The organism is Aestuariimicrobium sp. p3-SID1156, assembly GCF_025144225.1.
Lineage (GTDB): Bacteria > Actinomycetota > Actinomycetes > Propionibacteriales > Propionibacteriaceae > Aestuariimicrobium.
Map to the genome: position 1 here is coordinate 29,222 of NZ_JALXXB010000002.1, position 19,719 is coordinate 48,940.

The window sequence follows — 19,719 nt, forward strand, 5'->3', positions numbered from 1 at the left end:
TTTCAGGAGTAATCATGAGCAAGACCCCAGCCATCGGGGCCGCCTTGGCGGTGGCCATCCTGTTCGCCGGCTGCACGGCTACCGGCGGCGAGCCCAAGCCCGCGGCTTCGGAGCCCGCGGGCACCAACCGTCCGGCGTTCAGCGCGCCTGCCGCCACCGAGGGCGAGCCGACTGCGGCGGAGGAGACCACTGAGGCGGAGCCCACCGAGGCCGAGGCGACCGAGGAGGAACAGGACGCGAAGCCGTTCGGATCCTCGTGGACCTGGGAGGATGGTCTCTCCATCACCGTCAGCAAGCCCAAGGACTACAAGCCGAACGTGTACGCCGCCGGTACCGAGGGCTTCACCAAGTTCGTCGTGTTCGATGTCACCCTCGTCAACAAGTCGACCAAGACGTGGGATCCCTCGATGTTCAGTGCCTCCATGCAGTCGGGTAACGAGGAAGCCTCCGAGGTCTACGACTACGGCAAGCTCAAGGAGCGACCCAACACCAAGCTTCTCAAGGGCCGTGAGGTCACCTTCCAGATCGCCTTCGGGGTGAAGGATCCCAAGGACCTCGTGCTCGAAGTCACCCCTGACTGGGAGCGCAAGCCGGCGCTCTACCACAGCTGAACGATGTAAGCGCCCGGAGGGATGACGCTCCGTGCGCTCTTGCTCACCGATCGTTGCGCGTGAACGCCCAGGCCCGGTCCAGCAGCATCATGGACGCCACCAGCCCGCAGACCATCGCGAGTACCTGGAGCACCACGGTGATCCCGTTCTGCAGGGCCCCCATCAGGTCTCCGGAGTTGAAGTAGAGCAGTGCCCGTAGTGCCGGCGCCCCCGGGATCATCACCAGGAGCGTCGGCACCAGCATGATGAGGCGCGTCAACCTCAGGCGCCGTGACACGAGGTGGATCGTCAGACCGATCACCAGCGCCCCGATGAACGTCGCCAGGTGCGCGACGACTCCGGCGTCCAGTAGCCCCAGTCGCACCACCCCGCCGACGATGCCGATGATTGCGGACGCCACGGACTCACGCAGGGGCGAATTGAACATGATCGCCCAGCCGAACACCGCCAGGAAGCTGGCGGCCACCCTCAGCGTCCACTGGGCTGCGCTGGGTAGGTCGAGTGGGGGAGAGTCGGAGGGTTGGAGGCCCACCACGGTGGCTATCGACCAGCTCCCGATGCCCATGGACAGCATCACGACCCCCGCGTAGACGATGCGTCCCATGCCCGCCTGCAGGTCGAGTCGCGCGATGTCGAGGCTGCCGGTGAGGAGCGGAAACCCCGGGACCAGGAAGATGCTCACCGCCATGAAACCGGCGGCAATGTGGGGCACCGAGCCCAGGCGCCCCCCGTGCAGGCCCATCAGCAGGGCCAGGTAGACGACATCCGCGACCATCGTCGAGATGGCCACAGCACCGAAGAGATTGAGACGACTGGCCAGCAGGCGTCGATGCACCATGAAGGACGCGCAGCCTGCAAGCAGCACGGCCAGCAGGTCGCGTCCGCCGGTCTGGTTGAGGAAGCCGACGCTGGCGCAGGCCAGCCCTACCGCCAAGGTGACCAGCCAGGACGGATGCAAAGGGGCGCGGCGCTCAATGGCGTCCAAGCGCTCGGCGATGTCATCGGCGCTCATCGAGGGGTGCAACTCACGGGAGAAGCGCTGGATCTCCTTGATGCGATCGGCGTTGACTCCGGGAGTCGTGACCACCCCGATCTGGGTGCGGAAGATCGGCCCGCGATGGACGGTGGCGACGATATTGGTGAAGGTGATCTGCGCCTGCAGCCGGTCCAGCCCCAGCGCGCGGGCGACGCGTTGCATCGACTGCTGGACGCGCAGCGAACTGGTGCCGGCGCCCAGCATGAGGTGACCGACTCGCAGGACGAGGTTGGAGCGGCGAATCAGGTCCTGGGGCTCCAGCTCGAACTCTGTGTAGGGGCGGTCGTCAGTCACAGCCCCAGAGTCTAGGCGCGGGTCCTCATCCCGGCCTGGACCAGTGAGGCGACGAAGCAGACAACGGCCACCGCGCCGACGATCATTCCTCCGGCTTGCCAACTCATGCCGCCGATTCCAGCCTGCCTCGGGGCCAGAACCGGAGGAGCGGAGGTGAACAGAGGGTGACGAAGTCCCGAGGCGATCGTGTGGGCGGGCGTCAGGCGGTGGTGCTGACCTCGACGTCAGCGTCCAGGAGCTCTTCGGAGACCTCGCCGACCCGCTCGGGGCTGACGGCCGCAGTGAACTGGAGCAGGACCGTGGTGTCGAACCCCTCACGTGCTGAATCAAGGGCAGTGGCCCGCACGCAGTGGTCGGTGGCGATCCCGCAGACGTCGACCTCGGTGATGTCGTTGCCTCGGAGGAAGTCGGCAAGCCCGATCTGCTGGTGCTGGTCGCGGCCCTCGAAGCCGGAGTAGGCAGCCTCGTAGTCGCCCTTGTCGAAGACGCCGTCAAACTCCCGCCAGGTCAGGTTCGGGTGGAACTCGGCCCCTTCGGTACCGGCGACGCAATGGGGAGGCCAGGAGTCGACGAAGTCAGGATCGTCGCTGAAATGGGCACCCGGGTCGATGTGGTGGTCGCGGGTGGCCACGACCACGTCGTAGTTCTCAGCCTGGGTGTCGAGGTACTGGCTGATGGCCGAGGCCACCGCGGCCCCACCGTTGACCGCCAGGGAGCCGCCCTCGCAGAAGTCGTTCTGGACATCGACCACGATCAACGCACGCGCCATGTGTCCAGACTACGGTTCGCCCAGCAGGGATGTCCTCAAACGGGCACGGAAGAAACCCGCGGAGCCGTTTTCGGGCATGAAGTCGAAGGTCCTTGGCGTTCCGTGCCCGTTTGAGGACATGGTCGCCTAGCGTGAAGGGATCAGGTGCCACCGCACCGACCCCGAGATCAGTGAAATGGAAGGAGAACGACCATGCCGAAGGCTGACAAGCAGGGCCACGCCAAGGACGGCGAGATTCCCTCGACCCTGGAACGATCCGATCAGAAGGCCCAGGACACCTTCGCCCAGACCTACGACTCCGCGATGGAGACCTACAACGATGACGAGTCGCGTGCGGCGCGTACCGCCTGGGCAGCGGTCAAGCACACCCACGAGAAGGTCGGAGACCACTGGGAGCCCAAGGACTCGAAGGACTGGGGGCCCTCCGACGAGCGCGCTGCCGAGGGTGGGCCGAATGCCTCCGGCAAGTCCTACGGCGGGGTCGATGCCAATGCAACCAAGGAACACCTCTACGAGATCGCCCAGAGACTCGACATCGACGGCCGCTCGAGCATGTCCAAGGATGAGCTGGCCGAGGCGATCCAGAAGGCGAACGACCGCGACACCCGCCAGGCCAACGAGCGCTCGAAGAAGAACTGACGCCCATCCCGTCCCGGCCTCCGCTGACCCTCCAGTCCGGGGTGACGGGCGGGCGGTTCACGCTCCTCGCCCGGGTGCATCTGGCAGGCTTGCCCGATGGCAGTCCTGATCGATCGCCCGGCGTGGCCGGCCCATGACACGCTGTTCTGCCATCTGGTTTCCGACTCCTCCCCCGAGGAGTTGCACGACCTCGCCGAACGAGTTGGCCTCCCGCCCCGCGCCTTCGACCGCGACCACTACGACGTCCCGGCCCGCCTCTACGACTCGTGCGTCGCCGCCGGGGCCATCCCCACCGATTCCCGCACCCTCGTGGTCGCCCTCCGTCGCAGCGGGCTTCGGCGTCCCAAAGCGGTGGTGCAGGCCGAGAACCAGGCTCTTCGTGCACAACTTCTCGGCCGGTGGCCGCTGCCCCAAGCCCCGGGTGTCGCGAAGGACCTGCTTGACCGATGGGGCGCGCTTGGCCGCTATTCCCGCGACCTTCGCCGCCTCGAAGAGCGTCTGACCGCGCTCCGCAGCCTGCAGTGTGATGACCTCCTGGTCACCCTGGCGGTCTGGTACCACGACGCGGTGTTCGAGGGACGCCGGGGCGCCGACGAAGACGAGTCCGCGCAGCTGGCCGAGCACCAACTGGCCGGGCTGGTGAGTGATGACCAGCGCGCAGAGGTGGTGCGCCTCGTGCGCACGACGATCATGCACAACCCCGAGCCGGGGGACTGGCGAGCCGAGCATGTCTGCGATGTCGACCTCGCAGTCCTGGCTGCCCCGCCCGACCGCTACGACGAGTACCGCCGCCAGGTTCGTCGCGACTACGCCGAGGTCCCGCTCGACCGCTACCGCGAAGGCAGGCTGGCCGTCCTGAACCACCTCGCCAGCCTCGACCCGCTCTTCCATACGGCCAGGGCCCGCGAGCACTGGACGCCCGCAGCCCGCGCCAACATCGCCCGCGACCGGGCCATGCTCAACTGATCGCCTCCACCATTTCGACCAGGGCGTCGACCCGCTGCCCGGGCCAACCATGCAGTTCCCGACGCCACTCGTCGGGGACCTGCGAGGCCCCGTACACCGCTCCGGCCAGCGAACCCGCGATCGCGGCCACCGTGTCGGTGTCGTAGCCGCATCGAACCGCTCGCTCGAGGGTGTCCCGCAGGCCGTCGCCGCGCACGATCGCCGACCACGCCGCCTGCAGCGCCGCGACCACCCAACCGTTGTTCTCGAATTCGTGCGGCTCCCCCGCCTCAGCCTCGTCCAGCCGCGCGGCCCACTTCTGCTGGCTCTCCTCCGGCAGGACGCCCAACTGTTCGCGCAAGGCAAGTTCTCCGGTGAAGATCGCGTGACGAATCGCGAGGGACCACACCACGCAGGCCTCGGCGGCGTCCTCTTCGAAGTGGGTGAGCGAACTGATGGCGGTGGCGGCTTCGATGAGCCCGGCAGGGTCGTCGAGGTAGCCCAGAGCGACCGGACCGGTGCGCATTAGTGAGCCATTGCCCGCCGACCTGCCCCTCACCTGGTGCAGGGCTTCTGCCTCCTCGAGTGCCAGCCGTGATAGTTCTGCGACGTGGTCGATGCCCCGCATCCGGCCGCGAACCGCACGTAGCACATCGCCGATCTGGATGCCCACGTCCTTGGCGTCCTCGGCCCAGCCGACCCACTCACGCACGATGCGCCCTTGAGTGTCCGAATCCCGCAGGTCCTCGCCGTGGGCCAGTGCGCGCAGTATTGGGATGGACATGGCGGTGTCGTCAGTCCACTCGCCCAACTCCCAGGTGGTGTTGGCGTGCATCCTGATCGGTTCCCGGGCAGGAATCGGCGGATTGAACTCGTAGGGTGCCCCGAGCGCATCGCCGGCGACGGACCCGAGCACCGCACCCAGCCGCCGGTCCATGTGTCCATCCAGGGTTGTGGAGCCGGGTTGGTCAGTGGTCTGCATCTCCCCAGCCTGCCCCAGACCTCTGACGAAAGCTGTCATGGGGCCGTAGTAGCCTGCCCGCATGACAATCCCGGCGTGGGGGATGATCCCGTTCGTGGTGATGCTCGGGTGCATCGCGGTGCTACCCCTGATGAAGTCCACAGAACACTGGTGGGAGAAGAACACCTCCAAACTGGGAGTCGCACTCGTCCTCGGGATCCCCGTCGCCATCTGGATCTGGTTGGGGGAGGGGTCGCTCCCGGTCGCCCACGCACTGGTCGAGTACGCGCAATTCATCACCCTGCTGGGCAGCCTGTTCGTGATCTCGGGTGGGATCTTCCTGGCCGGCGACCTGCTGGCGAAACCCAGGAACAACCTCACCTTCCTGGCGATCGGCGCCGTGCTGGCCTCGTTCATCGGGACCACGGGAGCGGCGATGCTGCTGATTCGGCCGATCCTGAACATGAATGCCGAGCGTCGCCACAAGGTGCACACGGTGGTCTTCGCGATCCTGGTCGTGGCCAACTCCGGCGGCCTGCTCACCCCGCTCGGGGACCCGCCGCTGTTCCTGGGGATGCTGCGCGGGGTGCCGTTCACCTGGACCTTCCATCTCTTCCCCGAGTGGCTGTTCACGAACGTGATGCTGCTGATCACCTACTTCGGCCTCGAACGCAGGGCCTATGCGCGTGAGGAGGAGGCAGACATCCAGCACGACATCGAAATGCTGCGTCCACTCCGGGTACGGGGAGGGCAGAACCTGCTCCTGCTCGGAGTCGTCGTCCTGGCCGTTGCCTTCGCCCCCTCCATCAACCTCGAGGTGCTGCACGGAGGCAGCCACCCGATCGGCGACTGGATCCCCTGGCGCGAACTCATCATGATCGGAGCCGCTACCATCTCCTATGTGGCGACGGCCAAGCGGACCCGCTTCCACGACAACGAGTTCACCTGGGATCCGATCCTCGAAGTGGCTGCGCTGTTCATCGGCATCTTCCTCACCATGATCCCGGCGCTGAAGTACCTCGCCCAGGTCGCCCCCAAGCTGCCCCTGAACGAGATCACCTTCTTCGTCTTCTCCGGGGGCCTCTCCTCGGTGCTCGACAATGCGCCGACCTACGCCACGTTCTTCGAAATGGCCGCACAATTGCCCGGTGAGCCGCGGGTTGCGGGCGTCCCCGAGGCCTACCTGGTCGCCATCTCGCTGGGCGCAGTCTTCTGCGGGGCGCTCACCTACATCGGCAACGGCCCCAACTTCATGGTCAAATCGGTGGCCGAGTCACGTGGGGTCGCCATGCCGAGTTTCGGCGGCTACGTGGTGTGGACCTTCCAGTACATGGTCCCCGTATTGGTGGCTATGGTCCTGATCTTCATCGCGGACGCCTGGCTGTGGCACATCCTGGGCATCGTGCTGGCCCTCGCGCTGGCGCTTCGGTCGTTCATGCTGGCTCGGGCTCATCGCGTCTGACCCCGGCACTGGCTGAGCAGCTGCGACCCCTGGGGGGAAATCTCTTACCGCTATTGAGCGAACGCTTGTAAAGAAGTTGCAGTCCCCGTAGCGTCGGCAGCGTCCACCTCGCATGCAGGCGAGCGGGACGACGACGAAAGGATTCGCGATGAAGCGACGCACATTCGGGCTCGGCGCAGCGGCTGCGGTGGCCACCGGGTTCATGGCCCAGCAGGCCCATGCCGCCCCGCCGAAAGTGACCCTCCGCCCGGGCGACCCCCGCGCCTGCGACGGTGACCCCCATTTCACCAAGCACCAGATGCGCGGCCTGTGGATCGCCTCCGTGGTGAACATCGACTGGCCCAGCAAGGCCGGGATCAGCGCCGAGCAGGCCCAGAAGGAGCTGCTCGACTACTTCGACATGGCCGTCGAGATGAACCTGAACACCATCTTCCTGCAGGTGCGTCCGACTGCTGACACCTTCTGGAAGAGCGATCTGGAGCCCTGGTCGCAGTACCTCACCGGCACCCAGGGCCAGGACCCGGGCTGGGACCCGCTCGGTTTCGCCGTCGAGCACGCCCATGCCCGCGGCCTGGAGCTGCACGCCTGGATGAACCCCTACCGCATCGCGATGGACGAGGCCGGCAAGGCGCTGATCAAGGAGCACCCGGCTCGCGTCCACCCGGAATGGACCCTGCCCTACGGCGGCAAGCTGTACTACAACCCCGGCCTGCCCGAGGCGCGCAAGCATGTCGTCGCGACGATCCTGGAGGCGGTCGAGAGGTACGACGTGGACGCCATCCACTTCGATGACTACTTCTACCCCTACCCGGTCGCCGGCAAGGTGTTCGACGACTCCGAGGCCTACGCCAAGTACGGCAACGGGATGAGCCTGGGCGACTGGCGCCGCCACAACATCGACCTGCTCATCAACGAGGTGCGCGAGGGTGTGCGCTCGATCCGCCCGGGCACCCAGCTGGGCGTTTCACCGTTCGGTGTCTGGCGCAACAAGGCCACCGATCCGGAGGGCTCGGCCACCCAGGCCGGCGTGCAGACCTACGACAACCTCTACGCCGACACCCGCAAGTGGACCCGCGAAGGCATGGTCGACTACATGCTCCCGCAGATCTACTGGTCGCGGACCCTGGCGGCGGCCAGCTACGAGGCGGTCGCGACCTGGTGGGCCGCCGAGGCGGCCCGCAGTCCGCGCTGCAATGTCTACATCGGTGAGGGCGCCTACAAGATCGGCGCGAACTCCGACAAGGCCTGGGACAACCCGCGAGAGATGACCTCGCACCTGGAGTACGTTGCTGAGCTCAACGACCGCTACGGCCGCGACGTGATCCAGGGCAACGTCTACTACAACGCCACAACCACCCGCCAGAACCTGCTCGACGGCATCGGTATCACCGTGCGCGAGTGGTACGGCAAGCCCGCGCTCACCCCCCGCATGCCCTGGTTGGACGCGGCCGCGCCGGCTGCCCCGAGCGTTCGCCGCCGTGGTGGACGCCTGGAGATCAGCGGGGCGTCGGACGTGTGGCAGTACGTGATCTACCGCGTCCCGAAGAAGGCCAAGGACGTGCAGGCCTGCGACCTGGCCGACACCCGCCATGTGGTGGCCATCGTGACCGGGGATGTCCGGAACTGGACCGATCCGGAGGTCACCGAGGACTTCGGTCAGTACACCTGGCTGGTCAGCGCTGTGGATCGGGGGTCGAACGAGTCCGTGGCGACGGTGGCTCGCTGAGCGATGAGTCGCGGCCGCCCCAACGGAGCACCAGGCCGGGTCCACCGCAGTGGGCCCGGCCTGCCGAGTGGAGGTCCTACGGCGCGCTGACCGGCTCGGCGTCCTCGAAGGTGGCGGTGTCGATGACGAAACGGAACAGGACGTCGCCCTCGACCACGCGGTCGTAGGCGGCGTCCACCTCGTCGACGCCGATCTTCTCGATGCGGGCGGCCAGGCCGTGCTCGGCGCAGAAGTCGAGCATTTCCTGGGTTTCGGGGATGCCGCCGATGTTGGAGCCGGTGAGCACCTTGCCACCCCCGATGAGGTCGAAGGCGCGGACGTCCATGGCCTCGGGCGGGGCCCCGACGATGGCCATCACACCACGAGGCTTGAGCAGCCGGAGGTACTTCTTGAGGTCGATGTCGGCGCTGATGGTGTTGAGGATGAAGTCGAACTCGCCGCTGTGCTCGGTGAAGAATCCCTCCTCGGTGGTGGAGAGGGTGCGGGCGGCTCCGAGTTCCTGGGCGAGGTCGGCCTTCTTGAGGCTGCGTGACAGGACGGTGACATCGGCGCCCTTGGCGGCGGCGATCTGCACACCCATGTGGCCCAGACCGCCGAGGCCCAGCACGGCGACCTTGTCCCCGGCCTTCACCTTCCAGCGGGCGATGGGGGAGTAGGTGGTGATGCCGGCGCAGAGCAGGGGCGCGGCGACGTCGAAGTCGAGGGCGTCGGGGATGCGGCAGACGAAACGCTCGTTCACCACGACCTTCTGGGAATAGCCGCCCTGGGTGATGGTGCCGTCAACGTCCTCGGAGTTGTAGGTGCCGACCGCGCCGTTGAGGCAGTTGTTCTCGAAGCCGGCGAGGCACTGCTCGCAGGTACCGCACGAGTTCACCAGGCATCCGACGCCGACGCGATCGCCCACCGTGAACTGGGTCACCTCAGAGCCGACGGCCTCCACCACCCCGGCGATCTCGTGACCCACGGCGAGCGGGAAATGTGCCTCGCCCCACTCATTGCGGATGGTGTGGATGTCGCTGTGGCAGATGCCAGCTGCCTTGATGTCGATGACCACGTCGTCGGGGCGAGGGTCGCGGCGCTCGATGGTGGTGACCTGGAATGGCTGGTCCGGGCCGGTCTTCTGTAGGGCCTTCACTGGAATCGTCATGGTGTCCTCCTGCAGCCAGCCTACGACGTCAGTTTCGGCGTGACGGGCCTGCGGATGCTCGGGGGTGTCCCTGCCGTTGCGCGTCCCGCGGCGGGCTCAGCTGCGGGGTGGAGCGGTGCTGGCGCGCTGGACGAACTGCGTCGGTAGGGTGGTGCGGCCCAGGGTGTGCCGCTCAGCCCCGCCCACCTGCATCAGCACCAGACGCACCAGTTCCTCCCCGATGGCGTGAAAGTCCTGGCGAACGGTGGTCAGTGGGACGGCGGCGAACTCGGCCAGTCCGATGTCGTCGAAGCCGATGATCGACACGTCATCGGGGACGCGTCGACCGGCCTCGTGGAGGGCGCGCATCAGGCCGAAGGCGGTCTCGTCATTGCAACAGAAGACGGCGGACACGTCCGGGTCGAGGGCGAGCCGGCGGCCGCTCTCGTAGCCCGAGCGGGCGCTCCAGTCACCGACGAACTGCTGGGGGGGACGGATTCCTGCGCCGGCAAGCGTCTGCTGCCAGGCCGTGGAGCGCACCTGGGCGGGAACCGAGTCCACCGGACCAGAGATGTGGTGCACAGTGCGATGGCCGAGTTCCAGCAGGTGCTGGACGGCCTCTTGGGTTCCGGTGGTCTGGTCGGCGATGGCAGCGGGCAGGTAACCAGCCAGCCGGGAGTCGGAAACGGCGATCGGCAGCGTCGGGGCGATGGCCAACGACTCCGGAGCGGCGCCCTCGGCTCGGATGATGACCAGGGCGTCCATCGCCTGCTCGGAGAGGCGGCTGGCGCGTTGGGCCCAGCTTGACTCGCTCGTTCCCACGACGTCGATGAGGGTGACGGCATATCCCTCCTGTTCGGCTGCCGCGACGACGGACTTCATGGTGAGGGCCTCGCCAGTGCGTTCGAACCGGTGCGCCATCAGACCGATTGTGTGCGTCTGGCCGACGCGCAGTGCCCGGGCGGCCCGGTTGGGGGTGTAGCCCAGTTGCTGCATGGCGAGTTCCACGCGCTCGCGGGTCTCCGGTCGGACATTGGTCGACCCGCTGGAGACACGCGAGACGGTCTGTGCGGACACGCCGGCGAGCCGCGCCACGTCCTTGATGGACAGGCCGGTGCGGCGGGTCGAGGTGGCCCCGGTCGTCATACCAGCACCATATCCCGTGATCAGGAATGGTGACGTTCCCACCCAGCCGGAGGATCTCTTGGGATCGTTGCCCTTCCGTTACCAACCCCCCTTGCGGTGAGCAGTGGTAGGTCCCGTATGTTGACGTAAACATCAGTTGCGCCGCGCGCACCGGAGCGAAAGCGGCGGAACAGAACCAGGAGTGCTGGACCCGGCACCGGGATGGAAAGGACCATCTGCAATGTTTGAACTGAACCGCCGCCACTTGCTGGCCGGCGCACTCTCCGCAGCAGCCGTCACCATGGTCGGGTGCAGCGGCTCCGACGGCGATTCCGAGGGCCCCAAGGCCGGCGACAAGGTGCCCACCAGCGGCGAACTGTCCGTCTGGTGCTGGGACCCGGCCTTCAACGTCTATGCCATGAAGGAAGCGGCGAAGATCTACCAGAAGACCTCGCCCGAGGTGAAGGTCGACGTCAAGGAGACCCCCTGGGATGACATCCAGACCAAGGTCACCACCCTCGCCCAGTCCAAGAAGGGCGACCAGCTGCCCGACATCCTCCTGGTCCAGAACAACGCCTTCCAGAAGAACGTCATCAACTACCCTGAGCTCTTCGCTGATCTGAGCGATTCCGGAGTGGCCTTCGACGAGTTCGGCGAGTCGGTCGTCGGCTACTCCAAGATCGATGGCAAGAACTACGGCGTGCCCTTCGACAACGGCACCGCCATCAACGCCCTGCGCACAGACCTGCTGGAGAAGGTCGGCCTGAAGGTCTCCGACTTCACCGACATCACCTGGGACGACTACCTCACGATGGGCAAGGACGTGAAGGCCAAGACCGGCAAGCCGCTGCTGTCGGCCCAGTCCGGGCAGAGCGACATGCTGATGATGATGCTGCAGAGCGCCGGCGCGTCCCTCTTCGGCGACGACGAGAAGGCCAACATCGCCAACAACGAGACCCTCAAGGTCGTCATGAAGTACTACGGCGAGTTGATGAAGTCCGGCGTCCTGGTCGAACTCAACTCCTGGGACCAGTACATCGGCAGCTTCGTGAACTCCAATGTGGCCGGCACCATCAACGGTGTCTGGATCCTTGGTTCGGTGCAGACCGCCAAGGACCAGGCCGGCAAGTGGGAGATCACCAACGTGCCCAAGCTGGTGGGCGTGGACGGCGCGACCAACTACACCGCCAACGGTGGCTCCTCCTGGGCGGTCTCCGCCAAGGGTGACACCGCCCTGGCCGCGGACCTGCTGAAGAAGACCTTCGCCGGCTCCACCGAGCTCTACGACACGATCCTTCCCAAGTCGGGTGCGCTGGCCAACTGGTCCCCGGCCGGCAAGAGCGAGGTCTACAAGAAGCCACAGCCCTTCTTCAACAACCAGCCGATCTACTCCAAGGTCGTCGAATTCGCCGGAAAGGTCCCATCCAACAAGACCGGCGCCTACTACTACGAGGCCCGCGATGCCGTCGCCGCGGCGATGGTCAAGGTGCTCAAGGGCACCAAGATCGACGAGGCGCTGGCCGAGGCCCAGAAGAACGTCGAATTCGCGATGAAGTGATCGACCGATCCCCTTTGAGTGACTGACCGGTGAGGGGGCCGCTTGCCACGGCGGCCCCCTCCCACGACGAAAGCGTGCAGCGGTGACAGCTCCCCCCACCAGCGAGGTCGAAGCCCCCGACAGGGCCCAGGGCAAGGTCCGATTTCGCTCAGAACAACGGCGCAACCTGACCGGTTGGGTCTTCCTCCTCCCGGCAGCGATCCTGATCTGCCTGATGAACTTCTACCCGATGGTGCAGGCGCTGATCATGTCGCTGAAGACAGGGCGCGGCACCCGGTTCCGCTGGGCGGACCCGCTGTGGGAGAACTACACCCGGCTGTTCGACGACGACATCTTCCGCACCACCCTGTTCAACACCTTCTTCTACTTGATCGTGCAGGTGCCGATCATGCTGGGGCTGGCGCTGCTGCTGGCCACCCTGTTGAACAACCCCAACCTGCGCTTCCGTGGCCTGTGGCGGACGATGATCTTCCTGCCCTGCGCGGTATCGCTGGTGTCCTACTCGCTGGTCTTCCGCACCATGTTCGCCACCGACGGCCTGGTCAACGACACCCTCATCGGGCTGCACCTGTCGAACGCTCCGATCGACTGGCTCGGCAACACCTGGACCGCGCGCATCGTCATCGTGCTGGGGCTGCTGTGGCGCTGGACCGGCTACAACATGGTCTTCTTCCTGGCGGGCCTGCAGAACATCGAGTCCTCCACCCTGGAGGCCGCCCGTGTCGACGGGGCGAATGCCTGGCGCACCTTCTGGCATGTCACCGTCCCGCAGCTGAAGCCGATGATCCTGCTCTGCGCGATCATGTCCACCAACGGCACCTTGCAGCTCTTCGACGAGTCCTGGAACCTCACCCAGGGCGGCCCGGCCAACAGCACCATGACGATGAGCCACTACCTCTACCAGCTCTCGTTCAACCGCAACCCCAACTTCGGCTACGCCTCGGCGCTCTCCTACGCCATCCTCATCATGGTCGCCGTGCTGGCCTTCATCCAGCTGAAGGTGGGTGACAAGCGTGACTAGGACCAGGCTTCGCAAAATCCCGAGCTATCTCTTCCTGGCGATCGCCTCCCTGGTGTCGGTCTTCCCCCTGTTCTTCATGGTCGTCTCGGCCACGAACACCAGTCAGGAGGTGCTCAACTCCAAGCTGTGGCCCGGTGGCCACCTGGTCGAGAACTACCGCCACCTCGTGCAGGCACAGGATCTCTGGGCAGCGTTGTGGCACTCTGCGGCCAATGCCGTGGGGACCACCCTGCTCTCCCTGCTGGTCTGCTCGATCGCCGGCTACGGCTTCGAGGTGTACCACTCCAGGGGGAAGGACTGGCTGATGGGACTGATCCTGCTCGCCATGATGATCCCCTTCGCCGCGACGATGATCCCCCTGTTCCGCATGTTCGCGGAACTAGACATGATCAACTCGATGATGGCGGTCATCCTGCCGGCGGTGGCGACTCCCTTCCTGATCATGCTGTTCCGGCAGTCGGCCCGCTCCTTCCCGCACGAGATCATCGAGGCCGCCCGCATCGACGGCCTGAGTGAATTGCGGATCTTCTTCACCATGTTCATCCCGACCATGCGCGCCACCTACGCGGCAGCGGCGGTCATCACCTTCATGGCCGCCTGGAACAACTTCCTCTGGCCCAAGGTGATCCTGGTGAACAACGACTACCAGACCATCCCGATGCTCATCTCCAACCTGACGGCGGGGTACGTTACCGACTACGGCATGCTGATGCTGGCCGTACTCATCGCCTCCCTGCCGACCATGGTGCTCTTCCTCCTTTTGCAGCGAGCCTTCACCGAGGGCATTACAGGAGCCGTCAAGTGACCTTCGACAGCAATCGCCTCGCCGATCCCGAGTACTTCGGCGAGAACCGCATCCCGGCCCATTCCGACCACCGCTGGTTCGCCTCCGCCGAGGAGGCTGCCACCGGAGTCAGCAGCTTCGAGCAATGCCTCAACGGGCGCTGGCGTTTCCACTACTCCGTGAACCCCTCCGAGACGGTGCCCGGCTTCCAGGCCGTTGACCTGGACGACTCCGGCTGGGACACCATCCCGGTACCGGCCCACATCCAGCTCGAAGGGTGGGATCGACCGCAGTACACCAACACCCAGTACCCCTGGGACGGTCATGAGCAGCTCGACGTCGGGCAGGTGCCGCAGCGCCACAACCCGGTGGCGAGCTATCGCACCAGCTTCGAACTGGAGACCCCGCTGGCCGACGGCGAGGAGCTGTCGATCGTCTTCCACGGTGCCGAGTCGGCGTTGGCGGTCTGGCTGAACGGTCAGTGGGTTGGCTATGGCTGCGACTCCTTCACCCCCAGCGAGTTCGACCTCACCCCCCACCTGGTCGAGGGAAGCAATGTGCTGGCCGTCCAGGTGTTCACGTGGTCGGCCGCCTCGTGGCTGGAGGACCAGGACTTCTACCGCTTCTCCGGCATCTTCCGCGACGTGGTGCTGCTGCGCCGCCCGCGAGCCCACGTCCAGGACCTGCGGATGCGCACGCTGCTGGCTGACGACTTCGCCTCCGGTTCCCTCGAGCTGGAGCTGGACGTGTGCGGCGAGGCCGAGATGAGGGCGAGTCTGGTCGGCCTGGGGGAACTGGAGCGTCGCGGCGAGGGCTGGGTGCTGGAGGTCAACGAGCCACGACTGTGGAGCCCCGAGCAGCCGCACCTGTACGACCTGGTCATCGAGCTGGTCGACGAGCACGGGGTGGTGGAGCACATCGTGCAGAAGGTGGGCTTCCGCCGGTTCGCGATCGAGGGCGGCGTGATGCGGCTCAACGGCGCCCGGGCGGTGTTCAAGGGCGTCAACCGTCACGAGTTCGGGCTGCGTGGCCGCGTGATGGACCGTGAGACCACCGAGGCCGACGTCGTCTTGATGAAGCAGAACAACATCAACGCGGTGCGCACCAGCCACTACCCCAACAACACCTTCTTCTACGAGCTGTGCGACCAGTACGGCCTGATGGTCATCGACGAGATGAACCTGGAGACCCACGGCATGTGGGACCGGTTGTGGCGTGAGGGGCTCGACGACTCCGAGGCCTTCCCCGGCGACCGTCCAGAGTGGTTGCCAGCCCTGCTGGACCGGGCTGCCAGCATGCTGGAGCGTGACAAGAACCACCCCAGCATCATCATGTGGTCCTGCGGCAACGAGTCCTACGGTGGACGCAACATCTTCGAGGTCTCCGAATGGTTCCGGGCACAGGACGACCGGGTGGTGCACTACGAGGGCGTCCAGCACGACCCGCGCCACCCCGGCACCAGCGATGTCAACAGCCAGATGTACACCCCAGTGACTGGCGTGGAGGCCTTCCTGGCCCAGCACCGCGACAAGCCCTTCATCTTGTGCGAATACGCCCATGCGATGGGCAACTCCTTCGGAGCCGTCGACAAGTACCTCGACCTGGCCTATCGCGACGAACTCTTCCAGGGCGGTTTCATCTGGGACTTCTCCGACCAGGCCATCGCGCTGACCACCGGGGACGGTACCCGCTGGTTCGGCTACGGAGGAGACTGCGGTGAAGCCCCGCACGACGGGGAGTTCTGCGGCAACGGGATCCTGTTCGCCGACCACACCCCTAGCCCGAAGCTGGCCGAGGTGAAGAAGCTCTACCAGGGGCTGGCCGTGCACGTCGGCCTCGAGGAGTTCGTGGTCGACAACCAGTACCTGTCGACGCGGTCCTCGCACTTCGACTGCGAGGTCGTGGTGGCACGCGAGGGTGTCGAATGCTCCCGGGTACGGGTGGAGACCGATGTCGCTCCCGGAGAGCAGGGTCGCTTCCTGACCCCGGCGCTGCCCGAGGAGCCGGGGGAGTACACCGTCGACGTGGTCTTCACGCTGCGGGAGGACGAGGCTTGGGCGCCGGCCGGGCACGAGGTCGCCTTCGGACAGGGAGTGTTCAGCGTCGGTGAACTACCCGCAGGTGCTACGGTGCCGCGCCCGGAGGTGGTGACCGGCATCCACAACATCGGGGTGCGCGGTGACGACTTCGAGGTGCTCTTCTCGCTGTTGCACGGCGGGCTGGTGTCCTACCGCTACGGCTCGGACGAACCGTTGCTGCTCGGACAGCCCCGACCGAACTTCTGGCACGCCCCGACCTCCAACGAGCGGGGCTGGCACATGCCCTTCGAAGACGGTCACTGGCAGTTGGCCAGCCGCTATGCCCGACCCAAGCCCGACCACACGCCGGAGGTCGGTTGGGACGGTGACCGAGCCACGGTGCGCTTCACCTACGAGCTGCCGACCCAGCCGGTGGTGGACTGCCAGGTGGAGTACGCCGTCGACGGCGCCGGGCATGTCCGGGTGACCGTGGAATGCGAGCCGCCGGCCGAGCTGGGCGACATGCCCGAATTCGGCATGATGCTGGTGACGCGCCCCGAGTTCGATGACCTGGTCTGGTACGGCGAGGGGCCTCACGAGTGCTACGTCGACCGGCGCCAAGGAGCGCGGCTCGGCGTGTGGCAGGGCACGGTGGGGGAGCAGTTGCCCCCCTACCTGCGGCCGCAGGAGTCCGGCAGCCACACGGGAGTGCGCTGGGCCACCGTCAGTGACGGTGAGGGGCGCGGGCTGCGGTTCGACTGCCCCGGTGGGATGGAGTTCTCGGCGCTGCCGTGGACGCCCACCGAGCTGGAGGAGGCCGCCCATCCCCACGAGTTGCCGGCCCGCCACCGGACCGTGCTGCGTCCTGCGCTGATGCGCCGGGGGGTCGGCGGGGACGACTCCTGGCAGGCGCGCACCCATCCCGAGTTCTGCCTGCCGGCTGGTCAGCGACTGGCGTTCAGCTTCGGTTTCCAGGGAATCTAGGGTCTCGGGCTCCTCCGCCCTTGGGGGAGCAGCCGGCAGGACACTCTTGCCCTGCCAGAGTTGAGGCCGGTGGCACGATGGGCCCATGACTCCAGCACAGGGCACCCACAACCTCGGCCCCGCGACGGCTGACCTCCTGCTCCAGACCACCTGCGAGGGAAAGATGGCCAAGATGGGTCACGACCTGACCATTGTGGCGGAGGACTGGAAGGGCACGCTGGTCGTCGGCGAGACCCCCGAGGCTTGCAAGCTCTCCATGAATGCCGACCTCGGTTCGCTGCGGGTCCGCGAGGGCAGCGGCGGGGCCAAGCCCCTCAACGATGATGACAAGGCCAAGATCAACCGCAATGCGCAAGGGGCGTTCACGAAGGGCCATGCGCTCTCGTTCGCCAGCGATTCGATTCGCGGCAGCTGGGAGTCCGGCACCGTCACCGGGCGCCTCACCCTGAACGACGAGACTCAGGAGCAGACCTTCGACGTCGTGGCGGTGGAGGGCGGCTACAAGCTCACCGGCGTCATCACCCAGACGCGCTTCGGTCTGAAGCCCTTCAGCGCCATGATGGGTGCGCTGAAGCTGGGCGACGACATCGGCGTCACGGTGTTCGTCAAGCTCTGAGCAGCGGGTCCGGACTGCTCGGTACAGCTGACCGCCCGCGATCACCGGCGCCTCGAGTCCCTGGCCAGCAGCCGTGGTCTGACGGCTGAACTCCGAAACCTCCAGGCCGGGGGCGTCGGGCTCAGTCCTCCGAGATCTCGACGTCGTGCTTGCGCGCCGCCTTCTTGATCCGGTCCTTGATCCGGCGCACCTCGTCCTTGGTGTACTTCGCTGCGTTGGACTCCTTGTTGATGTAGCTCCACGCCGCGCGGACGTGCTCCTCGGTGTCGATCGGGTACTTGTTGTTCACCGGATCCGCGAACTCGACGTCGCCGTACTTGTGTTCACCCTCGTCGGGGTTGACGTCATCGCGACGATGGATCGGCTTGCTCATGATTCCTCCTGGGCCATCTGCTCTTTGTCATCCTGGTCAACGATCAGCGGCACGAAACGGAACTGCCCGTGCGTACTGACCTCCAGCTCCCCACCCCGACGGTGTGCGCGGTCATCGTTCCCGCTACCGGGATCACGAGGACGCCACCATCGGCCAACTGGTCGGCCAGTGCATCGGGGAAGCGGTCTGCCTCCGCCGAGACCAGAATCCTGTCGAAGGGCGCCTCCTCCGGCGCGCCCACGATCCCCCGGGACGCTAACCTGATCGCGGCCCATGGCCTTTCACTGCGCTCCAGGTTTGCGCGGCCGAACTCCATCACCTGCGGGATGCGCTCGAGCCCCAGCACGCTCCCGGTCGGGCCGACGAGCTCGGCGAGGATGGCGGTCGTCCACCCTGAGCCGCTGCCCACGTCCAGCACCGTGTGCCCAGGCAGGACGCCCAGGAGTCGCAGCATCTCGCGCACCGTCCAGGGCTGGGAGTTCGTCTGCCCGGACCCGATCGAGAGCGGCATGTCGACGCCTGCCCACTGCCGGTCCGCGAGGAGGAGGAACCCAGCACGCGGCGTGGCATCCATCGCACGCCGGACGCGTGGGTGCGGGCTCCCGACGCAGACGGGCCCAGAAGCCGCGCCGCTGCTCGGCCACGTCGACATCGACGAAGACGACCGCGTCGGTGTTCAGCACCTGGGCGCCGTACCGATTGCGGGTGACCACCGCCAGCAGGGTGCCATCAGTGCTGGTCAACTCGTGGAGCACTTCCTCCCGCAAGGGCGTCCGCGGGTAGTACTCGTTGGGAGGGAGCCTCCCGCCCAGGTGGGCCATGCGGCTGAGTCGGTCCCTGGCCATGGCCGCCGCTTCAGCGACCGAATCCTGGGACCAGCCCCAGAGGGTGACCAGGAGTTCCCCATCGGGGCCCTGCATGCGGCCGGTCTCTCGACTCCAGAATCGGGGTGGTCTGCGCATCCTGGAAATCTACCCGGTGGGCCGTCCCGCGAACCCGAGCCCTCGCCCCGGAGGGTGTCCTCAAACGGGCACGGACGGGTTCGACGAGTCGAGTTCACGCCCGTTCCTGGCTCTCAGGATTTCTTCCGTGCCCGTTTGAGGACATCGGTCGCGGACGTGTGCCACGCTCGGAGCACCACAGCCCGCAGCGCCACCGCCCACAGCACCACCGCCCACGGCACCACCGCCACGGCACCACGAGCGGGCCGCGACCACCCGAAGGAGGCCCCATGCCCGAGCCGCGGGACATCATCTGCCAGGCCGTCAGCGGCCAGCTGGAGGTTCACGAGGTTCTCCGGACCGAGGACACCATCGCCTTCCTCGACCACCGGCCCGTCTTCAAGGGCCACGTCCTCGTCTGCCCCACCCGCCACGCCGATGACCTGGTCGACCTACCCCACGACCTCCTCGAGCCCCTGTTCGCCCAGGTCCAGCGGGTCGCAGCAGGACTCCCGCAGGCGCTCGGGTGTCGGGGCACCTTCGTCGCGATGAACAACACGGTGAGCCAGTCGGTGCCGCACCTGCACGTCCACGTGGTCCCCCGCACCAAAGGGGACGGACTCCGGGGCTTCTTCTGGCCGCGCACCACCTACGAGCCGGGCGAGGCCGAGGCCTACGCAGGCCGCATCCGCGACGCCCTCACCTGACCTTCGTCCCACCAGGTCGGACC

At 66.5% G+C, this 19,719-nt stretch carries 18 protein-coding genes; 11 read left to right on the forward strand and 7 right to left on the reverse strand.

Annotated features, from left to right (window positions below; all coding sequences use genetic code 11):
• Positions 1-14: 14 nt before the first annotated feature.
• Positions 15-611 (forward strand): hypothetical protein, encoded by a 597-nt coding sequence (locus tag M3G03_RS02865; protein WP_259807958.1) that lies wholly within the window; start codon positions 15-17, stop codon positions 609-611.
• 43 nt (positions 612-654) lie between these two features.
• Here M3G03_RS02865 and M3G03_RS02870 read toward each other — a convergent pair whose 3' ends face one another.
• Together M3G03_RS02870 and M3G03_RS02875 are read right to left on the reverse strand one after the other, a co-directional pair.
• Positions 655-1,941: a threonine/serine exporter ThrE family protein gene (locus tag M3G03_RS02870; RefSeq protein ID WP_259807959.1), complete on the reverse strand. Its 1,287-nt coding sequence runs from the start codon at positions 1,939-1,941 to the stop codon at positions 655-657.
• A gap of 199 nt (positions 1,942-2,140) precedes the next feature.
• Positions 2,141-2,710, reverse strand: coding sequence for an isochorismatase family protein (locus tag M3G03_RS02875; RefSeq protein ID WP_259807961.1), 570 nt, complete (start codon positions 2,708-2,710; stop codon positions 2,141-2,143).
• A 192-nt stretch (positions 2,711-2,902) separates the two neighbouring features.
• Between M3G03_RS02875 and M3G03_RS02880 the strand changes: the two genes are divergently transcribed.
• Together M3G03_RS02880 and M3G03_RS02885 are read left to right on the forward strand one after the other, a co-directional pair.
• Entirely contained in the window at positions 2,903-3,349 is a 447-nt protein-coding gene (locus tag M3G03_RS02880) for a ChaB family protein (RefSeq protein WP_259807963.1), read from the forward strand.
• Between the two features lie 96 nt (positions 3,350-3,445).
• Positions 3,446-4,315 (forward strand): DUF4031 domain-containing protein, encoded by an 870-nt coding sequence (locus M3G03_RS02885; protein WP_259807965.1) that lies wholly within the window; start codon positions 3,446-3,448, stop codon positions 4,313-4,315.
• On the opposite strand, the gene M3G03_RS02890 is transcribed toward M3G03_RS02885, so the two are convergent.
• Positions 4,308-5,276 (reverse strand): ADP-ribosylglycohydrolase family protein, encoded by a 969-nt coding sequence (locus M3G03_RS02890; protein ID WP_259807966.1) that lies wholly within the window; start codon positions 5,274-5,276, stop codon positions 4,308-4,310. The genes M3G03_RS02885 and M3G03_RS02890 overlap by 8 nt on opposite strands.
• A gap of 61 nt (positions 5,277-5,337) precedes the next feature.
• Between M3G03_RS02890 and M3G03_RS02895 the strand changes: the two genes are divergently transcribed.
• Positions 5,338-6,717: a sodium:proton antiporter gene (locus tag M3G03_RS02895; RefSeq protein WP_259807967.1), complete on the forward strand. Its 1,380-nt coding sequence runs from the start codon at positions 5,338-5,340 to the stop codon at positions 6,715-6,717.
• Between the two features lie 148 nt (positions 6,718-6,865).
• The gene (locus M3G03_RS02900; protein WP_259807968.1) at positions 6,866-8,443 is read left to right on the forward strand and encodes a glycoside hydrolase family 10 protein; all 1,578 of its coding nucleotides are present in this window, start codon (positions 6,866-6,868) and stop codon (positions 8,441-8,443) included.
• A gap of 76 nt (positions 8,444-8,519) precedes the next feature.
• Here M3G03_RS02900 and M3G03_RS02905 read toward each other — a convergent pair whose 3' ends face one another.
• The gene (locus M3G03_RS02905; protein ID WP_259807969.1) at positions 8,520-9,590 is read right to left on the reverse strand and encodes an NAD(P)-dependent alcohol dehydrogenase; all 1,071 of its coding nucleotides are present in this window, start codon (positions 9,588-9,590) and stop codon (positions 8,520-8,522) included.
• A gap of 96 nt (positions 9,591-9,686) precedes the next feature.
• A complete protein-coding gene (locus M3G03_RS02910) occupies positions 9,687-10,715 on the reverse strand; it encodes a LacI family DNA-binding transcriptional regulator (protein WP_259807970.1) in 1,029 nt (342 codons plus the stop codon).
• 220 nt (positions 10,716-10,935) lie between these two features.
• On the opposite strand from M3G03_RS02910, the gene M3G03_RS02915 reads away from it, so the two are divergent.
• The 5 genes from M3G03_RS02915 to M3G03_RS02935 all read left to right on the forward strand — a co-directional run bounded on the left by M3G03_RS02915 (position 10,936) and on the right by M3G03_RS02935 (position 17,675).
• A complete protein-coding gene (locus M3G03_RS02915) occupies positions 10,936-12,252 on the forward strand; it encodes an ABC transporter substrate-binding protein (RefSeq protein WP_259807971.1) in 1,317 nt (438 codons plus the stop codon).
• A gap of 82 nt (positions 12,253-12,334) precedes the next feature.
• Positions 12,335-13,273, forward strand: coding sequence for a carbohydrate ABC transporter permease (locus tag M3G03_RS02920; protein ID WP_259807972.1), 939 nt, complete (start codon positions 12,335-12,337; stop codon positions 13,271-13,273).
• Positions 13,266-14,078 (forward strand): carbohydrate ABC transporter permease, encoded by an 813-nt coding sequence (locus tag M3G03_RS02925; protein WP_259807974.1) that lies wholly within the window; start codon positions 13,266-13,268, stop codon positions 14,076-14,078. The genes M3G03_RS02920 and M3G03_RS02925 overlap by 8 nt, the downstream gene beginning before the upstream one ends.
• Complete coding sequence (locus tag M3G03_RS02930; RefSeq protein WP_259807976.1) at positions 14,075-17,059, forward strand: glycoside hydrolase family 2 TIM barrel-domain containing protein; 2,985 nt, start codon at positions 14,075-14,077, stop codon at positions 17,057-17,059. Before M3G03_RS02925 ends, M3G03_RS02930 begins: the two co-directional genes overlap by 4 nt.
• A gap of 85 nt (positions 17,060-17,144) precedes the next feature.
• Positions 17,145-17,675, forward strand: coding sequence for a YceI family protein (locus M3G03_RS02935; RefSeq protein WP_259807977.1), 531 nt, complete (start codon positions 17,145-17,147; stop codon positions 17,673-17,675).
• Positions 17,676-17,796: 121 nt separating this feature from the next.
• On the opposite strand, the gene M3G03_RS02940 is transcribed toward M3G03_RS02935, so the two are convergent.
• Both M3G03_RS02940 and M3G03_RS02945 read right to left on the reverse strand, forming a co-directional pair.
• The gene (locus tag M3G03_RS02940) at positions 17,797-18,048 is read right to left on the reverse strand and encodes a DUF6582 domain-containing protein (RefSeq protein WP_259807978.1); all 252 of its coding nucleotides are present in this window, start codon (positions 18,046-18,048) and stop codon (positions 17,797-17,799) included.
• Between the two features lie 43 nt (positions 18,049-18,091).
• Positions 18,092-18,700, reverse strand: coding sequence for a protein-L-isoaspartate carboxylmethyltransferase (locus M3G03_RS02945; protein WP_311197457.1), 609 nt, complete (start codon positions 18,698-18,700; stop codon positions 18,092-18,094).
• Positions 18,701-19,279: 579 nt separating this feature from the next.
• On the opposite strand from M3G03_RS02945, the gene M3G03_RS02950 reads away from it, so the two are divergent.
• Positions 19,280-19,696, forward strand: coding sequence for an HIT family protein (locus M3G03_RS02950; RefSeq protein ID WP_259807979.1), 417 nt, complete (start codon positions 19,280-19,282; stop codon positions 19,694-19,696).
• Positions 19,697-19,719: the final 23 nt, after the last annotated feature.